This is a genomic window from Thermomonas sp. (genome assembly GCF_029945965.1).
Lineage (GTDB): Bacteria > Pseudomonadota > Gammaproteobacteria > Xanthomonadales > Xanthomonadaceae > Thermomonas.
In genome coordinates, this window is sequence record NZ_JAQSDO010000006.1 from 32817 (window position 1) to 53490 (window position 20674).

At 61.7% G+C, this 20674-nt stretch carries 21 protein-coding genes and 1 riboswitch; of the genes, 10 read left to right on the plus strand and 11 right to left on the minus strand.

Going from position 1 to position 20674, the window contains the following annotated elements:
• Positions 1-36: 36 nt before the first annotated feature.
• A complete protein-coding gene (gene metF / locus PSV05_RS01445) occupies positions 37-861 on the minus strand; it encodes a methylenetetrahydrofolate reductase [NAD(P)H] (RefSeq protein ID WP_300061299.1) in 825 nt (274 codons plus the stop codon).
• Positions 862-1009: 148 nt separating this feature from the next.
• Between metF and PSV05_RS01450 the strand changes: the two genes are divergently transcribed.
• Positions 1010-2155: a GGDEF domain-containing protein gene (locus PSV05_RS01450; protein WP_300060407.1), complete on the plus strand. Its 1146-nt coding sequence runs from the start codon at positions 1010-1012 to the stop codon at positions 2153-2155.
• A gap of 67 nt (positions 2156-2222) precedes the next feature.
• Here the strand turns inward: PSV05_RS01450 and ahcY are convergent, their stop codons facing one another.
• The 4 genes from ahcY to PSV05_RS01470 form a co-directional block, all read right to left on the minus strand.
• Positions 2223-3668 carry an adenosylhomocysteinase gene (gene ahcY, locus PSV05_RS01455; RefSeq protein ID WP_300060410.1) on the minus strand — a complete coding sequence of 482 codons (1446 nt, stop codon included), beginning with the start codon at positions 3666-3668 and terminating at the stop codon, positions 2223-2225.
• A 51-nt stretch (positions 3669-3719) separates the two neighbouring features.
• Positions 3720-3811: riboswitch (S-adenosyl-L-homocysteine riboswitch) on the minus strand.
• A 67-nt stretch (positions 3812-3878) separates the two neighbouring features.
• A complete protein-coding gene (locus tag PSV05_RS01460; protein ID WP_300060413.1) occupies positions 3879-4316 on the minus strand; it encodes a putative toxin-antitoxin system toxin component, PIN family in 438 nt (145 codons plus the stop codon).
• Positions 4313-4615 carry an AbrB/MazE/SpoVT family DNA-binding domain-containing protein gene (locus tag PSV05_RS01465; protein ID WP_300060416.1) on the minus strand — a complete coding sequence of 101 codons (303 nt, stop codon included), beginning with the start codon at positions 4613-4615 and terminating at the stop codon, positions 4313-4315. The genes PSV05_RS01460 and PSV05_RS01465 overlap by 4 nt, the downstream gene beginning before the upstream one ends.
• Before the next feature lie 195 nt (positions 4616-4810).
• A complete protein-coding gene (locus PSV05_RS01470; protein WP_300060419.1) occupies positions 4811-5383 on the minus strand; it encodes a hypothetical protein in 573 nt (190 codons plus the stop codon).
• Positions 5384-5536: 153 nt separating this feature from the next.
• Between PSV05_RS01470 and dcm the strand changes: the two genes are divergently transcribed.
• The 5 genes from dcm (at position 5537) to PSV05_RS01495 (ending at position 10060) form a co-directional block, all read left to right on the plus strand.
• On the plus strand, positions 5537-6784 hold the full coding sequence (dcm, locus tag PSV05_RS01475; RefSeq protein ID WP_300060422.1) for a DNA (cytosine-5-)-methyltransferase: 1248 nt from the start codon (positions 5537-5539) through the stop codon (positions 6782-6784).
• Between the two features lie 9 nt (positions 6785-6793).
• Complete coding sequence (locus tag PSV05_RS01480; RefSeq protein WP_300060425.1) at positions 6794-7066, plus strand: hypothetical protein; 273 nt, start codon at positions 6794-6796, stop codon at positions 7064-7066.
• A complete protein-coding gene (vsr, locus tag PSV05_RS01485; RefSeq protein ID WP_300060428.1) occupies positions 7066-7467 on the plus strand; it encodes a DNA mismatch endonuclease Vsr in 402 nt (133 codons plus the stop codon). Before PSV05_RS01480 ends, vsr begins: the two co-directional genes overlap by 1 nt.
• Before the next feature lie 10 nt (positions 7468-7477).
• The gene (locus tag PSV05_RS01490) at positions 7478-8689 is read left to right on the plus strand and encodes an MvaI/BcnI family restriction endonuclease (RefSeq protein WP_300060431.1); all 1212 of its coding nucleotides are present in this window, start codon (positions 7478-7480) and stop codon (positions 8687-8689) included.
• 321 nt (positions 8690-9010) lie between these two features.
• Positions 9011-10060, plus strand: coding sequence for a nucleotidyltransferase domain-containing protein (locus PSV05_RS01495; protein ID WP_300060433.1), 1050 nt, complete (start codon positions 9011-9013; stop codon positions 10058-10060).
• A gap of 145 nt (positions 10061-10205) precedes the next feature.
• On the opposite strand, the gene metK is transcribed toward PSV05_RS01495, so the two are convergent.
• The 6 genes from metK to PSV05_RS01525 form a co-directional block, all read right to left on the minus strand.
• A complete protein-coding gene (gene metK / locus PSV05_RS01500; protein WP_300060436.1) occupies positions 10206-11441 on the minus strand; it encodes a methionine adenosyltransferase in 1236 nt (411 codons plus the stop codon).
• 182 nt (positions 11442-11623) lie between these two features.
• Complete coding sequence (dusB, locus tag PSV05_RS01505; protein WP_300060439.1) at positions 11624-12622, minus strand: tRNA dihydrouridine synthase DusB; 999 nt, start codon at positions 12620-12622, stop codon at positions 11624-11626.
• Positions 12623-12712: 90 nt separating this feature from the next.
• Entirely contained in the window at positions 12713-13048 is a 336-nt protein-coding gene (locus tag PSV05_RS01510; RefSeq protein WP_300060442.1) for a YegP family protein, read from the minus strand.
• A 73-nt stretch (positions 13049-13121) separates the two neighbouring features.
• Positions 13122-14090, minus strand: coding sequence for a ribokinase (locus PSV05_RS01515; protein WP_300061302.1), 969 nt, complete (start codon positions 14088-14090; stop codon positions 13122-13124).
• Between the two features lie 37 nt (positions 14091-14127).
• Complete coding sequence (locus PSV05_RS01520) at positions 14128-15411, minus strand: nucleoside permease (RefSeq protein ID WP_300060444.1); 1284 nt, start codon at positions 15409-15411, stop codon at positions 14128-14130.
• Positions 15412-15519: 108 nt separating this feature from the next.
• Positions 15520-16656, minus strand: coding sequence for a GGDEF domain-containing protein (locus PSV05_RS01525; protein WP_300060447.1), 1137 nt, complete (start codon positions 16654-16656; stop codon positions 15520-15522).
• A gap of 144 nt (positions 16657-16800) precedes the next feature.
• Here PSV05_RS01525 and PSV05_RS01530 point away from each other — a divergent pair, with 144 nt between their 5' ends.
• From PSV05_RS01530 to gcvT, 4 genes are all read left to right on the plus strand, one after another.
• Entirely contained in the window at positions 16801-17760 is a 960-nt protein-coding gene (locus PSV05_RS01530) for an aldo/keto reductase (RefSeq protein WP_300060450.1), read from the plus strand.
• Between the two features lie 190 nt (positions 17761-17950).
• Positions 17951-18904: an SPFH domain-containing protein gene (locus PSV05_RS01535; protein WP_300060453.1), complete on the plus strand. Its 954-nt coding sequence runs from the start codon at positions 17951-17953 to the stop codon at positions 18902-18904.
• A gap of 3 nt (positions 18905-18907) precedes the next feature.
• A complete protein-coding gene (locus PSV05_RS01540) occupies positions 18908-19348 on the plus strand; it encodes an NfeD family protein (RefSeq protein ID WP_300060456.1) in 441 nt (146 codons plus the stop codon).
• A gap of 149 nt (positions 19349-19497) precedes the next feature.
• Positions 19498-20613, plus strand: coding sequence for a glycine cleavage system aminomethyltransferase GcvT (gcvT, locus tag PSV05_RS01545; RefSeq protein ID WP_300060459.1), 1116 nt, complete (start codon positions 19498-19500; stop codon positions 20611-20613).
• The last annotated feature ends 61 nt before the right edge of the window (positions 20614-20674 follow it).

A 20674-nucleotide genomic window follows, 5' to 3' on the forward strand; every position in this document is an offset into this window, starting at 1 on the left:
AACCGCGCGGGCACGGCCGGGGAAGCGGATTACGGATCAACGCAGGCGTTCGAGTACGGACAAGGTTGGCTTCGACAGGTTCAGCGTATAGAAATGCAACGCTGGCGCGCCACCGGCCATCAGCCGCGCGCACATGCTGGCGACCACATCGGCCGCGAACGCGCGGATGCTGTCGGCATCGTCGCCATAGGCGCGCATGCGCTGGCCGATCCAGCGCGGGATTTCGGCGCCGCAGGCTTCGGAGAAACGCTTGAGCTGGCTGAAATTGGAGATCGGCATGATGCCGGGAACGATCGGCACCTCGATGCCGGCTGCGCGCACGTCATCGACGAAGCGGAAGTAGGCATCGGTGTTGTAGAAATACTGGGTGATCGCACCGTTCGCACCGGCATCGACCTTGGTCTTGAAATTGCGCAGGTCGACCAGTGCATCCTCCGCCTGCGGATGCGTTTCCGGATAGGCGGCGACCTCGATGTGGAAGTGATCGCCCTGTTCGGCACGGATCAATGCGACCAGTTCGCTGGCGTAACGCAGGTCGCCACTACTCACCATGCCCGACGGCGTGTCGCCGCGCAGTGCGACCACGCGGTCGCAACCCAGCGCGCGATAGAGCTTGAGCAGCGAGCGGATTTCCTCGCGGTTGCCGCCCACGCAGGTGATGTGCGGCACGCCGGCCACACCATGTTCGCTGCGTAGCCGTTGCACGGTTTCCGGGGTATGGCTGAGGGTCGAACCGCCGGCGCCGAAGGTGACCGACATGAACTGCGGAGCGTGCGCTTTCAGCCTCTGCACGCTGCGGTCCAGTTGTGCGCGCTGCTCGTCGGTCTTGGGCGGATAGAACTCGAAACTGATCGGCAGCATATGCGGGGTTCGGCGCGAGGATGCCGACATTCTATCGCTTCATCCGGATGAAATAAAACAGTTAACGCGAAGCCTGGTTGCCGCAGCGCTTGACCTGTGCGGGATCCGGCGGGCAATGTGCATCCAGGGGGAACCGATGCACGATGTAATGGAAACTGCGCCTGCGTCGACTACAGCGACGCCACGCGTGCTGCAGGAATTGACCGAAACCTTGCAGCGCCTGCGCCTGGGTGGACCGTTCTATGTCCTGCTATGGGGCTTGGCGGGCTTGGCAGGCAACTTGTGGGAACGCGCGCGCTGGCCATTTCTGGTGATCGGCGTGTGCTTCATCGTGCTGACCATCATCCGTTTCCGCGTGCGCGGATTACCCAAAGGTTCAAGCAAATGTTCAAGCGACGTCGAGATGCGCAAGCGGCTTGATGCCATCTGGATGCTGTTGCTGGTGAATACGGCGCTGTGGGGCGGGGCGGCGGGCTGGTTGTTGCTGGTGGCGCCAGACGAGAGCGCACGCACCGTGGCCGCCGTGAGTTCCTACGCATTTGCCACCGCCTTCGCGCACAACTTCCCGATGCGCCTGCGGCAGGCGCTGCTGGCCATTGGCTTGATCTACCTGCCGACGCTGGCAGGCTTCATGCTCGTTGGTTCGCGCGTGGAGTTGGTGGCGGTCAGTGCGCTGTACTTGCTGTACGTGGTCCTGGCGCTGCGCCGGAGCCATGTCGAATACCTGCAGCGCCTGGACCTGGAGGACGAACTGCGTCGCCAGCGCGACCTGTTCGAGCAGCAGAGCCGGCGCGATGGACTCACCGGCCTGGCCAACCGGCGCCTGTTCTCGAGTGTGATCGAGGAAGGCATGGCCACGACCCGCCGCCATGGCGATGCATTAGTGCTGATGATCCTCGACCTGGACCATTTCAAGGTGGTCAACGACAGCCATGGTCATGCTGCAGGGGATATCTGCCTGCGCGGCTTCGCCCGGCAGTTGCAGCAGGCATTCGACAACCCGGACGAAATGGTCGCGCGGCTGGGTGGCGAGGAATTCGCGGTCGTGATTCATGGCCAGGCGCTGGAGGCTGCGCTGGATCGTGCCGAAGCCTTCCGTATCGACCTTGTAGGCACGCCACAAATGCTCGATGAAACCAGTAGCCTCACGCTGGCGGTCAGTATTGGTGTGGCGGTATTCGACCCGGCACGGCATGCGGATGTCGATGCGTTTTATCGCGATGCCGATGCTGCCCTGTACCGCGCCAAGGAACTGGGCCGAAACCGGGTCTGCACGCCGGACATCGATTCGTAGCCTCGGTTCCACAAACACAGCGGGCGCCTTCCAGCGCCCGCTGCTTGCAAACGATTCGGCGATTCGATCAGTAGCGGTAATGCTCCGCCTTGTACGGGCCATTGACCGAAACGCCGAGATACTCGGCCTGATCCTTGCTCAGCGTGGTCAGCTTCACCCCGATCTTCTCCAGGTGCAGGCGCGCCACTTCTTCGTCCAGGTGCTTGGGCAGGATGTAGACCTTGTTCTCGTAGCTGTCCTTCTTTTCCCACAGGTCGATCTGGGCGAGGGTCTGGTTGGCGAACGAGTTGGACATCACGAAGCTCGGGTGGCCGGTGGCGCAACCCAGGTTGACCAGGCGGCCTTCAGCCAGCAGGAAGATGCTGTTTCCATTCGCAAACGTGAACTTGTCGACCTGGTCCTTGATGTTGGTCTTCTGAGCATCCTTGAGCGCGTACAGCGCATCGACCTGGATCTCATTGTCGAAGTGGCCGATGTTGCAGACAATCGCCTGGTCCTTCATCGCCTGCATGTGCTGCACGGTGATGATGTCCTTGTTGCCAGTGGTGGTGACGTAGATGTCGCCGCGGCCCAAGGTCGCTTCGAGTGTGTTGACCTCGAAACCTTCCATCGCTGCCTGCAACGCACAAATCGGGTCGATCTCGGTGATCACTATGCGCGCGCCGTAGGCACGCAGTGACGCCGCGCTGCCCTTGCCGACATCACCGTAGCCGCAGACCACTGCGACCTTGCCGGCCAGCATCACGTCCATCGCGCGCTTCAGGCCATCGGCCAGCGACTCGCGGCAGCCGTAAAGATTGTCGAACTTGGACTTGGTGACGGAGTCGTTGACGTTGATCGCTGGCACCAACAACTTGCCCTGTTCGGCGATCTGGTACAGGCGGTGCACGCCGGTAGTGGTTTCTTCCGATACGCCTTTCCAGTCCTTGACCACGCGGGTCCAGTAACCGGGGCGTTCGATGGCAACACGCTTGAGCAGCGCCTTGATCACGCCTTCCTCGTGCGAAGCGGCCTTTTCATCAACCCAGGTCGAACCCTTCTCGAGCTCGAAGCCCTTGTGGATCAGCAGGGTGACGTCGCCGCCGTCATCGACCACGAGTTCCGGGCCCGTCTGGGTGCCATCGGCCAGGGTGAAGGTCAGCGCGTCGAGCGTGCAGTCCCAGTATTCCTCCAGCGATTCGCCCTTCCAGGCGAACACCGGGGTGCCGGTCGCGGCGATCGCGGCGGCGGCATGGTCCTGGGTCGAGAAAATGTTGCAGGACGCCCAGCGCACATCGGCGCCGATGTCCTTGAGGGTTTCGATCAGCACTGCGGTCTGGATGGTCATGTGCAGCGAGCCGGTCACGCGCACGCCATCCAGCGGCTTGCTGTCGGCATGCTTGCGGCGGATCGACATCAGGCCCGGCATCTCGTGCTCGGCGATGTCAATTTCCTTGCGGCCGAAGTCGGCCAGCGCGATGTCGGCGATCTTGTAGTCGCCGTCGGTACTGAAGGTCTTGAGTTGGGCGTTCATGTGAGCTACTCCGGTTTCCGTGCTCGCCGTTGCGGCAGAGCGGGGATGAATGCAAACCGGGCGCCGTTGGTGCGTGGAAATCCTGCCGAGCCTGATTCCGGCATGCCTTGACGGCATCCGGACTTGCAGCGCCCCTCGGCAGGGAGCGGCATTATATCGCAGGATCGCGATGGAGGGATGAATGGCGTGCTTGCCCATCCCTACTCACAATCAGACGCTGCTGCCTGCCGGGTACAGCACTGCCAGAAAATTTGCCGGCGCCAGAATCGAAAAGCGCACCTGTTCGGCCAATGCCAGCAGGTCGGCATCACCGCTGACCAGCACGTCTGCGCGGCCGGTCGCAGCCAGATACAGGAATGGCATATCGAAGGGGTCGCGGCACGCGGGCACAACAGGCGGCTTGGCGATGCGAATGACCCGCGTATGCGGCAGGTAGTCAGCCAGAAGCTCATGCTGCGCGTCAGCGGGCAGCTTGAACTTCGGATAGGCCAGCACCCGGATCAACTCCTGCACCGTGTCGTTGCTCACCAATGGCTCGAAGGCGCCACGTTGCCACGCAAGCCGCAGTTGCCCGGACACACCGCCACGGAACAGCAATGCAGACACCACCACATTGGTATCCAGCACCACCCGTGGTGGGTGCTTCATGGCTTGCGTTTGCCGGCCTTGCGCGGTGTCGCCGCGCGCGCAGGTGACTTCATTGCGTAAGTGCCCGCCGGTTCGGCAACGCGCTGCCGCGCCCAGGCGACGGCGTCATCCAGATCAGCCTGGGTCAGGTCGAGTTCCGCCAACTTGGCCCGCACCGCATCAGCACGCTGGATGCGCACCGGCGTCAGCACAATCGCTCCGTCGCGCACCTCGACATCGAAATACTCTGTTGCTCCAACCGCAAGCGTTGCCGCCTTGGGCAGGGTGAGCTGGTTCTTGGAGGTGAGTTTGGCAAGCATGTCGGTTGCCGAAAGTAAGGATTCCTTACTCTAGCAGGTGTTGGTGATTGTGCGATTAATCAGTGCGTCGTGGACGAAGTGCAGGGAAGAAAAGGGGTCAGAGTGAATTTCCTGCCGAGGAACATTGATCGTTCGAGGATGTTGGTCAGGAAACTTCACTCTGACCCCTTTTCTTGCTTGCGATGAAGGGATGAATCAGTGTGCCGTGGATGACACGCGGAACGGCAGGATCTTCGCTGCCGGCCGCAAGTGCTGGCGCAGCAGGTCCGCGGCAAAGTGGAAATCCCGGCCCAGATCCTTGCGGCTGAACGGTGTCTCCAGCTCGCGCAGCGCGACCTCGAAAGCGTTCAGCCCGTTATGCGCGATCAGCGACCAGACCAGAAATTTACGCTGGTTCATCGACGCGATCAGGCTGCGGTTGCTGTTATGGGCGAAGACGAATGGATGACTCAGCGCGTCGAGTTCGGCCTGTGCCAATGGACCATCGATCCCGCATGTTGCAAGCAGACCGGCCAACTGCCGCGCGGCCATGACATGCAGCTGTCTGAGGTCGGCCACCAAGCCCGGCAGCACCAGCACGGTGCCTGTGGCCGCGTTCATCAGCACCACATAAGGATTGCGATCGATGAAATCGATGTCCGCACACCAGGCGCCCAGGGGGTTGTCGCCGGGCGGTGGCTCCGGCAGTTTCGGTGGTTGGCGCAGGCGCTTGAGGAGTTTTTTGGAGCAGTGGAGGGTGGTCATGGACTTATTTTCAGGTGGGGTCACGCAAAGGACAACCGCCACGTAGACCAAGCGGCGCGGCGGTACGTGTCAACGGTAGTGCGGTTCGAGGAAAGCTGCGCGGCTGGCATCCAGTCTCATGATCTGGGACGATGACCGGACACCCTGTCCGCTTTCCGTCCCAGAGATTCCGCCGCCATGGAAGACCCGATTCCCTACCTGCTGGCACTTCGCCGGCATCACTCCCAGACCGATATCGCCCGCGCACTGCAGACCACCGCACGCACCGTTCGACGCTGGGAATTGCGGGAAACCGACCCGCCTCCTTATTTGCTGGACGCACTCCGCCAGCGTCTGCTGCTGCCGCAGGCGCAGCCGCCATTACCCGGGAATGCCGCATTCCGCTTCATCGATCTGTTCGCCGGCATCGGCGGCTTGCGAACTGCCTTTCAGGCGCAGGGCGGCCAATGCGTGTTCACCAGCGAATACGACGCCTACGCGCAGAAGACCTATCTGGCCAACTTCCCCGACGCCATCGACCACATGGCTGGCGACATCACTCTGGTGAAGGCCAAGGACATCCCCGATCACGATGTGTTGCTGGCCGGCTTTCCGTGCCAGCCCTTCAGCATTGCCGGCGTGTCCAAGAAGAATGCGCTGGGGCGGGCGCATGGTTTTGCCGATGAAACCCAAGGCACGCTGTTCTTCGACGTGCAGCGGATCATCGCGGAGAAACGCCCGGCCGCATTCCTGCTGGAGAACGTGAAGAATCTGGTCAGTCACGACAAGGGCAATACCTTCCGGGTGATCCGTGGCGTTCTGGAAAATGAGCTGGGCTATCACATTCATTGCAAGGTGCTGGATGGCGGCCATTGGGTACCGCAACACCGCGAGCGCATCCTGATCGTCGGCTTCCGCGAACCGACCGATTTCGACTGGCAGGACGTGCGCATTCCCGAAGTGCGGCGAGTGCTGGGCGACATCCTGCATCCGCAGGACGGCAGCGAGACGCCGGAAGGCCACTACACCACCGGCCCGAAGGCCAAGGTGGACGCGCGCTACACCCTCACCCCGAACTTGTGGGCGTATCTGCAGGCGTATGCGGCCAAGCACAAGGCGGCGGGCAACGGGTTCGGGTTCGGGCTGGTGAACGAGCAGAGCGTGACCCGCACCTTGTCCGCGCGCTACTACAAGGATGGTTCCGAGATCCTGCTGTCGCAGGGCGCGCGAAAGCGGCCACGCAGACTGACGCCGCGCGAGTGCGCGAGGTTGATGGGGTTCGACAAGGACTTCGTGATTCCGGTGAGCGATACGCGGGCGTACAAGCAGTTCGGAAACAGCGTGGTAGTGCCGATGATGACCGCAGTGGCGAAAGTGATGACGCCGCGCGTCATGCAGTTGATTTCGGAAGACCCTCAAATGCAACAATCACTCATGGTCGCTTAGGAGATCGAAATGGAAAGTCGGATTCCTGCTTACGATTCAGCTAACCCGGACGGGATGCTCACGTGGTTTGCTGAAATGTCCGCACGTGGCCTGTTGTTTCACCCTGAAGAAGATCCGGCAGAGATCCTGCGCATCGGCACATGGGAACGAACATTCACGGATGCCGAAGCTGACCGAGTGCGTGGGATTCTTTGCAACATGTTCGCCCAGCATGGCGACGAAACGATCAGCGCCTGCTGTCCGGTCTTCATGCGTGCTGTCGGCCAACGACTGGATGCCTGATGACGGACGTCGTGGACCGCGCCACGCGAAGCCGGATGATGTCCGGCATCCGTGGCCGGGACACGAAGCCGGAACTAGCTGTGCGCAAGTACCTGCACGCAGCCGGTCTACGCTTTCGGCTCAAATCTAGACTTCCAGGGAAGCCTGATCTGGTATTACCTAAATATGAAGCTGCGGTATTTGTGCATGGCTGTTACTGGCATCGGCATGCAAATTGTCGATTTGCCAGTACGCCATCGTCCAACAAGGACTTCTGGCTTGAGAAATTTGCAGCCAATATTGAGCGCGACAAGAAAGTAAAGGTGCTCTTGCGGAACCTTGGCTGGCGGCATTTCGTTGTATGGGAATGCCAATTGTCGCCACTGGCACTAGACTCTCTCATACGGAAAATCATCGATTGAAGGAATATCGTTGAGCGCACAGCTTGAAGCTTATGCAAGGTTGCTTGCAGATGGCATCGACTTTGAGTCAGCTGAGATCTTCGTAAAGGTGCTTACATCAAATGATGACGCCGGCCGACATGGTGTTCTAATTCCAGGAGAATCGTATTCGTTTTTTCCTGACCTCCAGATCCCAGATCCGGCCATCAACGCAACCGTATTGTTTTCCGGGATCGATGCGATCTCCAAAGAGCGCAAGGACTTTGGATGGAAGTATTACCAGCGTTACCCGGAACGTCGCGTTACAAGACTGAATCCGTGGTTGAACGAAATGACTCACGGACGAAGATTGGCAATCTTTCTGCGAGCGAAAATTCCAGCTGGGCTCGTTACATATTTTGCAGATGCCAGTGTCGAAGGTTTAGATGAAAGATTCGACAGGTTGGTCGACATGTTCTTTGGCTCGGATGCTCCATCAAATCCAGGATCGTTCGTGCGTCTGCCAGTCGATGCGCCGAAATTCAGCGTGGATGATGCACTTTCAGATCTTCTTCGTCGTTACGACCATGTAAGTGCCTGTGGCTGGCTGGACTCAATGCGAACTGGCTCGACTGGCATTGGATACACCTTCGAGAGTTTGGTCGGTGTTGAGGAAAATAACGACCAAGGCGCGGACTTTCGGGGTATAGAACTGAAATGCAAGCTTAAACGCGACCACGGCCCAGCCATCGGCAAGGTCAATTTGTTCCAGCTGGCCCCGCGCTGGACCACCCCGCAATCCAGCATCGAACGTTTGCGGATGATGGGCCGGCAAGATGCGGACGGCCGCTATTCCTGTTATTCGCAGGTCACCACCACCGCCAATAATTTGGGACTCTGGCTAGGAGTACAACTGCCGCCTGAGGGAATCCACATGCACAAGGATGCCCAGCAGATAGGAGTCTGGGCGCGTGAGCGTCTCGCGGAACGGCTGGCGGAGAAGCACTCTCGCGCGGCCTTCGTCACAGCGGAATCCAGACGATTGCGTGCTGCCACCCAATACAGGTACATCGATCTGGTGTATTGCGAACGGCCCGATATCCAGAAGTTCATTGACATGGTTGATATGCGCCGCATCGTCTTCGAGTTCACGATGACAGAACGGCCACCCGGACAAGTTCGGAATCACGGCTATCCGTGGCGGCTGGTTGACCCGCGTGAGCTAGGCAGGTTGTTCGCCATGCAGGTGAAATTGCGCGGCTAAGGCGCTTCTTCCGTACCGATCTATCTTGCAGGCACGGCGCGCCACGTGAGGCGCAGCCGAGCATGCTTGGTGAATAGGCATCGAAACGCAAATTCACCGCATCACTGCGGCCCGGAAGAGCCAACCCTCCCCTTCAACAAGAGGAGCGGGCGAGAGCATTTGCGCGCGGGGTTATACCACCAGATATTTTTTGGTGGGATAACTCCTTCTGTCTGAGGACACCGCCAGAATCAGCCCAGATCGACGTTGTACGCAAATTCGTATTGATTGCGTATAACAGCGGGAGTACGCTCAAACCTGCCTGCACACCGGGAGTCCCGAATGCCCCGTTTCGCGCCGCTTTCGTCATCGGCTCAAACATCCTACGCACAGCTGCTGGATGCGGTGCATGGTGCGGATCTGACCCGCACGGTGGCCAACCTGCGCGGCACGTTTGCGCGCAAATCCGTGCGTGGACGTGAGTATTGGTATTTCCAGTACACGGAGATCTCCGGCAAGGTGCGGCAGGTCTACGTGGGGCCACAAAGCGAACGCGTGCAGGCGCTGATCGACGCCCACGCCGCTGGCGGTGCATTGCCCGCGCTAGAGGCATTGGCCCGTTCGTCCGCGGCACTTGGCAATGCGCCGGTGCTGGCGCGGCATTACAAGGTGGTGCAGCGGCTGTCGGATTACGGGTTTTTCCGTGCGGGCGGCGTGCTGGTGGGCACGCATGCCTTCCTGACCTTCGGCAACATGCTGGGCGTGCGTTGGGAGGACGGCCAGCGCACGCAGGATGTCGATTTCGCGCATGCCGGCAAACAACTGGCAATTGCGCTGCCGACTAACGTGGAGATCGATACGCATGCCGCGATCGAATCATTGCAGATGGGACTGCTGCCAATCGTGCATGCGGACGGAGGGACAGGTGCGACCTATCTTGATCCGCGCGATCCCGAATTCCAGCTGGATTTCCTGACGCCACTGCATCGCGGCGGCAACGAACCATTCCTGCATCCGCAACTCGGGATCAAGTTGCAGCCGCTGAAATTCATGGAATACCTGCTGCAGGATGTGCAACAGGCCGCTTTGTTTACATCGGCAGGGGGCGTGGCGCTGGTGAATGTGCCGCATCCGGCGCGCTATGCGCTGCACAAGCTGATCGTGGCAGGCGAGCGACCGGCATCGCGCATCGCCAAATCGAACAAGGACGTGCAACAGGCCGCAGCCTTGTTGGCTGTCATGCACGAGCAAGCCGCATGGCAGGTCGATGAGGCGTGGCAGGACCTTGTGGCGCGCGGTCCCGGATGGCGGTCGCGTGTGGTGCGCGGTCGTGATGCGTTGCTGCGGGTTGCACCGGAGCTGGATGCGGCAGCTTGGCTGGTTTTGCCGTAAGACTAGGCGGCTGGGTTGCGCAAACAACCTGCGCAACAAAAACGGGCCGCAGTGCTGCGGCCCGTATCGAAAAGCCGGATTCCCGCTTTCGCAGGAATGACGAGTTGGCAAAGGCGCGCGCGCGTGACGCTAGTGCGCCGAACCGTTACTTCAGCTTCGCAGCCTTGCGCAGTTCTTCGGCCTTGTCGGTCTTCTCCCAGGAGAAGGCGGTAGCCTTGTGTTGCTTGCCGGCGCCATCGGTGTAGCTGATTTCTCTCGGCTTGCGGCCGAAGTGACCATAAGAAGCCGTCGCCTGGTACATCGGATGGATCAAGTCGAGCATCTGCAGGATGCCGTACGGACGCAGGTCGAAATGGCCGCGGATCAACTGCTCGATCTTGTCATCGGAAATCTTGCCGGTACCGAAGGTGGTCACCGAAATCGAGGTGGGGTGCGACACGCCAATCGCGTAGCTCACCTGGACTTCGCAGCGATCGGCCAGGCCTGCGGCGACGATGTTCTTGGCGACGTAACGCGCGGCGTACGCGGCTGAACGATCGACCTTCGACGGATCCTTGCCCGAGAATGCACCGCCGCCGTGGCGCGCCATGCCGCCGTAGGTGTCGACGATGATCTTGCGACCGGTCAAGCCGCAATCGCCGACCGGGCCGCCGATCACGAAGCTGCCAGTCGGATTGATGTGCACCTTGTTCTTCGACAGCGCATCGAGCATGGCCTTGGGCAGCACCGGCTTGAGGATTTCTTCGTAGACGCCTTCGACCAGATCCTTGTGCTTGATGCCGGGGTCATGCTGCGTCGAGAGCACCACGGCATCGAGGCCGATCACCTTGTGCGCGTTGTCATAGCGCAGCGTGACTTGCGACTTCGCATCCGGACGCAACCACGGCAACTTCGAATTCTTCTGCTTGCGCACCTTGGCCTGCTGCTCGACCAGGCGGTGGGCGTAGAAGATCGGCGCCGGCATGAACTCGGGCGCTTCGTTGCAGGCATAGCCAAACATCAGGCCCTGGTCGCCCGCGCCTTGTTCTTCAGGCTTCTTCTGCTTCTTGCCGGTGCCATCGACGCCGGCAGCGATGTCGGTCGACTGCTTCCCGATCAGGTTCAGTACGCCGCAGGTCTCGCCGTCGAAACCGACTGACGAGGAGTCGTACCCGATGTCCATGATGACCTTGCGCGTCAGCGCTTCCAGGTCGATCCATGCCGAGGTGGTGACTTCGCCGGCGACGATCGCCACGCCGGTCTTGACCATGGTCTCGCACGCCACGCGCGCACGCTTGTCCTGCGCGAGGATCGCGTCGAGGACGGCGTCGGAAATCTGGTCGGCGACCTTGTCCGGATGGCCTTCGGACACCGATTCGGAGGTGAACAGGTAGCTCGACATCAGGCTTATATCCTTATATTCGGATGAAAAGATGGCTGCACATGATACATGGCGCCGGGCAGGCGTGCATTTTGCGGCATTTCCGCGCGATGCTGTGTTGTGCGCGTGTTAAGTAGCGTGGACGCGACGGAGCGCGAAGCATTACGCCTGTTCTGGCAACTCCTGCGTATTCCGCTAGCTGCTCAAGCCGCCGCGCAAACATCCGGAATCACGCCCGCGACCAGCGCATCGAAATAATCGCCGGTCAGTCGCAACTGCGCGTCGGCACTGATGGCCTGGTTGACCACCGCTCGGAACGCATGGTTTTCAGGTCGATCCCTGGCATACCAACCCAGGTGCTTGCGTGCGATGCGCACGCCCATCTGTTCACCATAGAAATCGTGCAAGGCCTGCAAATGGCCAAGCAGGACCGCGCGCACCTGTTCCAGCGAGGGTTCCGGCAAGCGTTCGCCGGTGGCCAGGAAATGCGCGATCGCACCCAACAGCCATGGCCGCCCTTGCGCCGCACGCCCCACCATCACCGCATCGGCACCGGTATGGCGCAGGACCCAGGCTGCCTTGTCAGGTGAATCGATATCGCCATTGGCGATCACCGGAATGCTTGACCGCGCCTTGATCGCGGCGATCGTGTCGTATTCGGCGCTGCCGGTGTATTGCTGGTCACGGGTGCGTCCGTGCACGGCCAGTGCTTTGATCCCGGCATCTTCGGCGATGCGCGCGATTTCCGGCGCATTGCGATGGGTGGCATCCCAGCCAGTACGGATTTTCAGTGTCACCGGTACATCGACTGCGGCCACCACGGCTTGAAGGATGCGCGCGACCAGCGCCGGCTCCTGCATCAGTGCGGAACCCGCCCAGGCGTTGCAGACCTTCTTGGCCGGGCAGCCCATGTTGATGTCGATGATCTGCGCGCCATGCTCGACGTTGTGGCGCGCTGCGTCGGCCATGATCGCGGGCACGGTGCCGGCAATCTGCACGCTGACCGGGTCGGGCTCGCCGACATGGTCCATCCGGTGCACCGATTTCGCCGTGGTCCAGAAACGCGGATCGCTGGTGGTCATTTCAGACACCGCCAAGCCCGCACCCAACTGCTTGCACAACAGCCGGAACGGTTTGTCGGTGACTCCTGCCATCGGGGCGAGGATCACGCGCGGCTCAATGCGATGACGGCCGATCTGCATCGGCATAGTGTAGTCATCGTTGCCGGCAAGAACCCGTAATGACAAAGCCCGGCAGGGGCCGGGCTTTGTCATGGAATGGGCGTTGCCTGGTCAGGCGATTTCGCTGAGGACCTCGGCACCCGGTGCATTGGTCATCACCGCCTGGATGCCGTTGTCGCACGCGGACACGCTGCTATACATCTCGCTCTTGCCGATGATCTGCCCGTTGCTGGCCTTGAGGCTGAAATACGGACTGCCATCCTTCGCGGTCTTGCACTCGAAGTGGGTGGGATTGACCGAATGCATGCGCACCGATTCGACGCCCATCTGGCAAGCTGGCAGCGAGCTGTAGCCTTCGCTACTTAGGATCACCTGGCCTTTTCCGGTCTTCAGGTTGAACTGGAATTCGCCGTTGCTGCGACTGCTGATTTCAAACTTGCCTGTCATGCGGGTTTCCTCCGGGCACGATTGCACGATGTGGATATGCCACTAGGATAAACCCAGACTGGTGATACGACGGTTAAGCCGTCTTGAAGCGCGCGGCCATCTCCGCCAGGGTCGGCATCGCAAGCGCGGCGCCTTCGTGTTCGGTGGACAGGCCGGCGTAGCGGCTCGCGAAACGCACATGCGCGTTGAATGGCAGTTGCGGCTGGCTGGCCAGTGACGCCGCCAGCGCGCCATTGAAGGCATCGCCCGCGCCGGTGGTGTCGACCGTGCGCACTGCTTCGGCGGACACTCTGCAGTAAGCGCTGGTATCGCCGCGCAACTGCTTATCCGCATGCGACACGAAGCAGCCACTCGCGCCCAGGGTCACGATCACCGTGCTCTCGTGGCCAAGTTGGCGGCACAATGCATGCAGGCGACTCTGGTCGAGGCTGCCAACGTCATTTGGATTAATGCGCTCGCCGACATGCCGGCCCAGCAGGGCAGCGAATTCGGTTTCGTTCGGGGTCAGGATGTCGGCCAGTTCGAGTTGTGCGCCGCCGACGGTGGCATTGGCCGGGGCTGGGTTGAGGATGGTCAGTGCACCGCGCTGCCGGCCAAGCCACAAGGCTTCCTCCACCGCATCGGCCGGCGACTCAAGTTGCGCCAGCACAACGTCTATACCCGCAATCGAGTTCAGCGTCTCGGTGACGAAGCCCGGCTCCAGCCAGGCATTCGCACCAGCGCCCACGACAATACTGTTGCGGCCCTGTGCATCCACATAGATGCCGGCGGTTCCGGTTGGCAGCGTGCACTCGGCATCGCGCAGGTCGATGCCATCAGCGCTGCACAACGCGCGTGCGAGTTGCGCGCCGGGGTCGCCACCAAGCGCACACACGAAGCTGGTCTCGGCGCCGGCACGCCGCGCCGCCATCGCCTGGTTGAAGCCCTTGCCTCCCGCACCGCTGCGGTACTCGCCGGCCAAGGTCGCACCCGGTTGCGGCAACGAGGCGACACGCCAGACATGGTCGACGTTGAAGGAACCGACCACACAGACGTGGCCCATTTGCGATTGACCGATGCGGGGCTTGTCCATTCGCGGGTCAGGGGTTGCTGACATCGGCCTGGCCATGTGCACCTGCATGCGCCAGCGCGCGCGAGTCGTGACGATGCTTGAACAGTGGCACGAACAGCAGCGCCATCGCCAGCGAGTACAGCGCGAACGTCACCCAGATGCCGTGCCAGTCCTTGGTGCCATCGGCACCCGTGAAATACGCATCGATCATCCAGCCGCTGATCGAACTGCCCAGCACCGCGCCGATGCCGTTGGTCATCAGCATGAACAAGCCTTGCGTTGACGCGCGGATGCGTGGGTCGCTCTGCTGCTCGACGAACAGTGAGCCGGAGATGTTGAAGAAGTCGAACGCCATGCCGTACACGATGCAGCTGGCCACGATCATCCACAGCCCCGGACCCGGATCGCCGTAGGCGAACAGGCCGAAGCGCAGGAACCACGCCACCATGCTCAGGGTCATCACCGTCTTGATCCCGAAGCGCTTGAGGAAGAACGGAATGGTCAGGATGAACAGTGTTTCCGAAATCTGCGAGATCGACATGATGATCGCGGGGTACTTCACCGCCAGCGCATCCTGATAGAGCGGGTTGTTGCTGAACTCGCCGAGGAAGGTGCCGCCGTAGGCATTGGTCAGCTGCAGCGCCGCGCCCAGCAGCATCGCGAAGATGAAGAATACCGCCATGTTGCGATCACGGAACAGGCGGAACGAGGACAGGCCGAGCACATCCAACAGCGAGCGGCTGTCGCCGCTGGACAGGCGCGGCGGCGCCTTCGGCAGGGTGAACGCGTACAGGCCCAGCACCAGAGATGCCGCCGAGGCGATGTAGAACTGGCCGGGCGAGGTTTCCAGCTTGAGCAGGCTGGTGGTCCACAACGCGGCGATAAAACCAATCGTGCCCCAGACGCGGATCGGCGGGTAATCGCGGATCACGTCCTTGCCGTCCTGCTTGAGCGCGTTGTAGGCCACCGCGATCGCCAGCGAGATCGTCGGCATGTAGAAGATCATGGTGACCAACATCACCCAGAACATGGTGCGTGGATCGTTGACCTGCGGCACATAGAACAACATGACGGCGCCGGCCAGGTGCAATGCGCCGTAGAGCTTCTCGGCATTGATCCATTTGTCGGCGACCACGCCCATCAGCGCAGGCATGAACAGCGATGCGATGCCCATGGTCGAGAAAATCGCGCCGAAACTCGTGCCGGACCAATGCTGGTTCTCGAACCAGTAGCGGCCGATGGTGATCAGCCATGCCCCCCAGATGTAGAACTGGAGGAAATTCATCACGGTCAGGCGCAGTTTCAGACTCACATCGCATCCCCTGTCATGCGGGATCGGTGATACCCGCTGCAGCAGGGTAGGGCAGAGGCGGCAATCGCGGCAATAGCGCCATGCGGCGCTGTGCTGCTGCATGCAAATTCAGGGATCGCGGGCCAGCACCCGGTTGCGGCCTTCCTGTTTGGCCTGGCGCAGGCGAATGTCGGCGCGGCGCAGCAATGCGGAGAGATCGGCGCCCTCTTGTGGCCAGACCGCGATCCCGGCACTGAAAGTCAGCCGCATAAGGTCTGCGCCGGTCTCAGGCTGGAACGGCTGCGAGGCCACCGTGCGCCGCATCGATTCCAGCCGTTCCCATGCGCGGCCAAGCGGCATCGGTAGCAGCAGGGCGAATTCCTCGCCGCCAAGCCGGGTCAGCCAGTCGCCTTCCTCCAGTTGTTGTTGCAGCACGTCGACCACATGGCGCAGTGCGCGGTCACCGGCCAGGTGACCCAGCTCGTCGTTGATGCGCTTGAAGTAGTCCAGGTCGATCAGGCAGACCGACAGCGAACCGCCGCTTTCTCGCGCCGCATCCAGCACGCTGGGGAAGCGATGTACCAGCCATGTGCGATTCGGAAGGCCGGTCAATCCATCGGTGCCGGACATGTCCACCAGCCGCTGCATGCGATAGACAATGGTGGTGGTCAGTGCGGTCATCAATGCGATCAGCACCATCCGCTGCACCTGGTTGGAAACGGTAGCGATGCCGTATTCGATGGAGGCCAGCCGATCCGGATTGCCCACAAGCTGGAATACCAATAACACCAGCAAGGCGTACTGCAGCAGCGCCAGCACTCCCGCGTACAAGGTGAGCCGGCCATCGTTGCGCAGGGCGGTCATGGCGATCGAGATCAGGTAGAACACCCAGACCACCATGCTGTTCAGGCCAGTGGCTGGCGAATCGAAGGCCAGTGCGACCAGCACCAGTGTAGTCAGGGTAACGTCGTAGGTGGCGGTGGCATAGGGCAGCCAGCGGAAACGCCCTTGTTGCCGGGCCAGTGCCAGCCAGATTTGCGACATCACGATGGCCAATATCGCGCCGGTCAGGCCGATCATGGTCTCGCTGTATTTGCCGCCACTGAGCAGGTTGATCAATGGCAGCAACAGCAACAGCATCGACAACACTGCGCGGATCCGCGCGACGAGCAGCTCGCCACCTGCGCCCAGTTCCAGCATCAGTGCATCCGGCTGCGTCAACAGGCGTTGCCAGAAATCGCGCAGGCCGGATGGCAGGATGGGCACGCAGGAATTCCCCTGATGTTCGATGCAAGTAGGTGCGCAGGCAGCATAGTGCGCCGGAGCGCACGCGGCCAGCGATGCACGGTCAATGCCTCAGTTGAGCGCCGTGCATCTACAATCAATGTGTCGAAGCAGCGAGTCATTCCCATGCAATACCGTCGTCTTGGAAGTTCCGGCCTGCAGCTGTCGGCGTTGTCGTTTGGCGCATGGGTGACCTTCGGCGGTCAGGTCGGTCGCAGTGCCGCGCGCGAGATGATCGCCGCGGCTTGGGACCACGGGGTCAATTTTTTCGACAACGCAGAGACCTACGCCAATGGCGAGGCCGAACGCGTGATGGGCGATGTGCTGGCCGACCTGCGCCTGCCGCGGGACGGTTGGTGCGTGTCGAGCAAGGTGTTCTTCGGTGCGGTCGACGATCCGCGGCCCACCCAGAAGGGGCTGTCGCGCAAGCATGTCGCTGATGCCTGCCATGCCGCGCTCAAGCGCCTGCGGGTGGATTACCTGGACCTGTACTTCTGTCATCGGCCAGACCCGCATGCGCCGATCGCCGAGACGGTATCGGCGATGGACAACCTGATCCGGCAGGGCAAGGTCCTGTACTGGGGCACGTCGGAATGGAGCGCGGACGAAATCCGCGAGGCGCATCGTGTTGCCATGGCGCACAACCTGCAGGCGCCGACCATGGAGCAGCCGCAATACAACCTGCTCGACCGGCAGCGAGTAGAAGTGGAGTACGCGCCGCTGTATGCCGAATTCGGCATGGGCACCACGGTCTTTTCGCCGCTCGCATCCGGGCTGCTCACCGGCAAGTACAACGACGGCATTCCCGCTGATTCACGGCTCGCGCAGGAAGGCTACGGCTGGCTGCAGCGCGGATTGCAGGGCGAGCGCATCGCGGCATTGCGCCGCTACACCGCGCTGGCGCAGGACTTGGAGGTAGCACCATCGACGCTTGCACTGGCCTGGTGCCTGCGCAATCCGAATGTGTCCACGGTGATGCTGGGCGCGTCGAAGGTCTCGCAGTTGCTGCAGAACTTCGAAGCGCTGGAGGTTTCGCAGCGCTTCGACGATGCCGCCTGGGGCGAGGTCGAAGCCAGCCTCGCCTGATCGAGCAAAACGGAGCCCCGCAAGTGCGGGGCTTTGATGGTGTTTCAGTTGACGGTCGGTGGCACAGGTGGTGGTGGTGGGGCTCTTGGTGCCGGCGGCGGTGGCGGGGGCAAAGGGTCGCACCGGCAATGCAATATCGTCCACGCAACGGGGCGCCTATACTTGAATCCTTAGCCAAGGAGAACGTCCGATGGGCCCGTTACTCGCGATGATCGTACTTTTCGCCGGGGTGGTGATCCTGTTCAAGACCGTGCGGATGGTGCCGCAAGGCTATCAATGGACGGTTGAGCGCTTCGGCCGCTACACCCAGACCCTCAACCCCGGGCTGCACTTCCTGATCCCGGTGGTCTATGGCGTTGGCCGCAAGATCAACATGATGGAGCAGGTGCTGGAAGTGCCCAGCCAGGACGTGATCACCAAGGACAACGCGGTGGTCAAGGTCGACGGCATCGTGTTTTTCCAGGTGCTGGATGCAGCGAAGGCGGCATACGAGGTCGCGACGCTGGAAATTGCGATCCTCAACCTGGTGATGACCAACATCCGTACCGCGATCGGTTCGATGGACCTGGACGAATCCTTGTCCAAGCGCGACGAGATCAATACCAAGGTGCTGATGGCGGTCGACCAGGCCACCCATCCGTGGGGCATCAAGGTCAACCGCATCGAACTGAAGGACATCGCGCCACCGCGCGACCTGATCGACTCGATGGCGCGGCAGATGAAGGCCGAGCGCGAGAAGCGCGCGAATATCCTTGAGGCCGAGGGCTTCCGCCAGGCCGCGATCCTCAAGGCCGAGGGTGAGAAGCAGGCGACCATCCTGGAAGCCGAGGGTGAGCGCGAAGCCGCGTTCCGTGCGGCCGAGGCGCGCGAGCGGCTGGCCGAGGCCGAAGCCAAGGCAACCCAGATGGTGTCCGACGCGATTTCCAGCGGCAACGTGCAAGCGATCAATTACTTCGTCGCGCAGAAATACATCGAAGCGTTCAAGGAATTGGCGCAGGCACCGAACCAGAAGTTCGTGCTGATGCCGATGGAATCCAGCGGGATGCTCGGGTCGCTGGGCGGCATCGCCGAACTCGCTCGGGAAGCAATGGATCGCAAGCCGGGCGGCAACCCGGCGATGCCCGCGCCGAAGACAGGCACCTGACCGATGCGCTGGGACATCTTCGGTTGGGCGGCGATCGCGCTCCTGCTGTTCGCCGCGGAGGCGCTGGCACCCGGCGCCTTCATGCTGTGGCTCGGGTTCGCCGCGGCCGCCGTGTTCCTGGCGGTGTGGATCATTCCCGTCGAGATCCCATTGATCGTGCAGGCGACGGCGTTTGTCGTGCTCAGCTTCGCCTCGATCCAGGTTTATCGCACCTGGTTCCGCGGCCGTGAGAATGACAACAGCGACCAGCCGGCATTGAACCGCCGTACGGCGGCACTGGTCGGCCGGGTGGTGCCGCTGGAACGCGCCATCGTCGATGGCCGCGGTCGCGTGCAGATCGCCGATGCCTATTGGGACGTCAGTGGCCCCGACCTGCCTGCCGGTACGCCGGTGCGCATCAGCGGTGGCGACGCGATGAGCTTGCAGGTTGAGGCGGCCGGCTGATCGCTTTTGTAGGAGCGCCGTTTACGGCGCGATCACGGCCTCTCGGGGGTATCGCGCCGTAAACGGCGCTCCTGCGGCCGCACCTGCAGCCAGCCATGCGTTTGCCGCTTCCCTGCGATAATGCCAGCTCCACATCGCAGGCGGCAGGCATGACCCAGAAGACCATCCTCAACGAAGCCCATCGCGCGCTTGGCGCCAAGATGGTCGATTTCGGCGGCTGGGACATGCCGATCCATTACGGCTCGCAGCTTGACGAACACCACCTGGTCCGCCAGGCCGCGGGCATGTTCGATGTTTCGCACATGACCGTGGTCGATCTCACCGGTGCGCGCGTGCGCGAGTTCCTGCGCAGGCTAGTCGCCAACTCGGTGGACAAGTTGGCCAAGCCAGGCAAGGCGCTCTACACGACCATGCTCAATCCGCAGGGCGGAGTGATCGATGACCTGATCATCTATTTCATGGACGAGTCCTGGTTCCGGCTGGTGGTCAATGCGGCCACCCGCGAAAAGGATCTGGCGTGGATCACCCAACAGGCGGCGGCGTTCGATGTCGAGGTGCGCGAGCGTCCCGAGTTCGGCATGGTTGCAGTACAAGGCCCGACCGCTCGCGACAAGGTGATTGGCCTGTTGCGCGAGGATGATCGTGCGAAGCTCGCCAAGCTGGGTCGCTTTGCCGCGCGCGAGGCGGTGACCGAAGACGGCATCCAGGTGTTCATCGCCCGCACCGGTTACACCGGCGAGGACGGTTTCGAAGTCGTGGTGCCGGAAGTGCAGACCGTCGCCTTCTGGAATGCGCTGCTCGCCGCCGGGGTGAAGCCGGCTGGCCTGGGCGCACGCGATACCCTGCGCCTGGAGGCCGGCATGAACCTGTATGGGCAGGACATGGACGAGACCGTATCGCCGCTTGAATCCGCACTGGCTTGGACGGTTGCGTTTGACAACGGCCCCGATGGCCAGTCGCGCGACTTCATCGGCCGTGGCGCGCTTGAAGCGCAACGAGACGCCGGCGTGCCACGTCAGATGATCGGCCTGGTGATGGACGACAAGGGCGTGCTGCGCCATGGCCAGAAAGTGCTCACCGCCAATGGCGAGGGCGAAATCCTGTCCGGCACCTTCTCGCCGACGCTGGGCAAGGCGATTGCCTTTGCGCGCGTGCCTGCTGGTGACTGCACGGACGTACGCGTGGACATCCGCGGCAAGGAGGTTCCTGTCCGCATCGTGAAGTTCCCGTTTGTCAGGGAAGGCAAAATCCAGGACGGAATCTGAACTTTTCACCCGCAGCTTCGCTAGACTTTCCTTACCCTCACGTTTCAAGCCACTGGAGCAC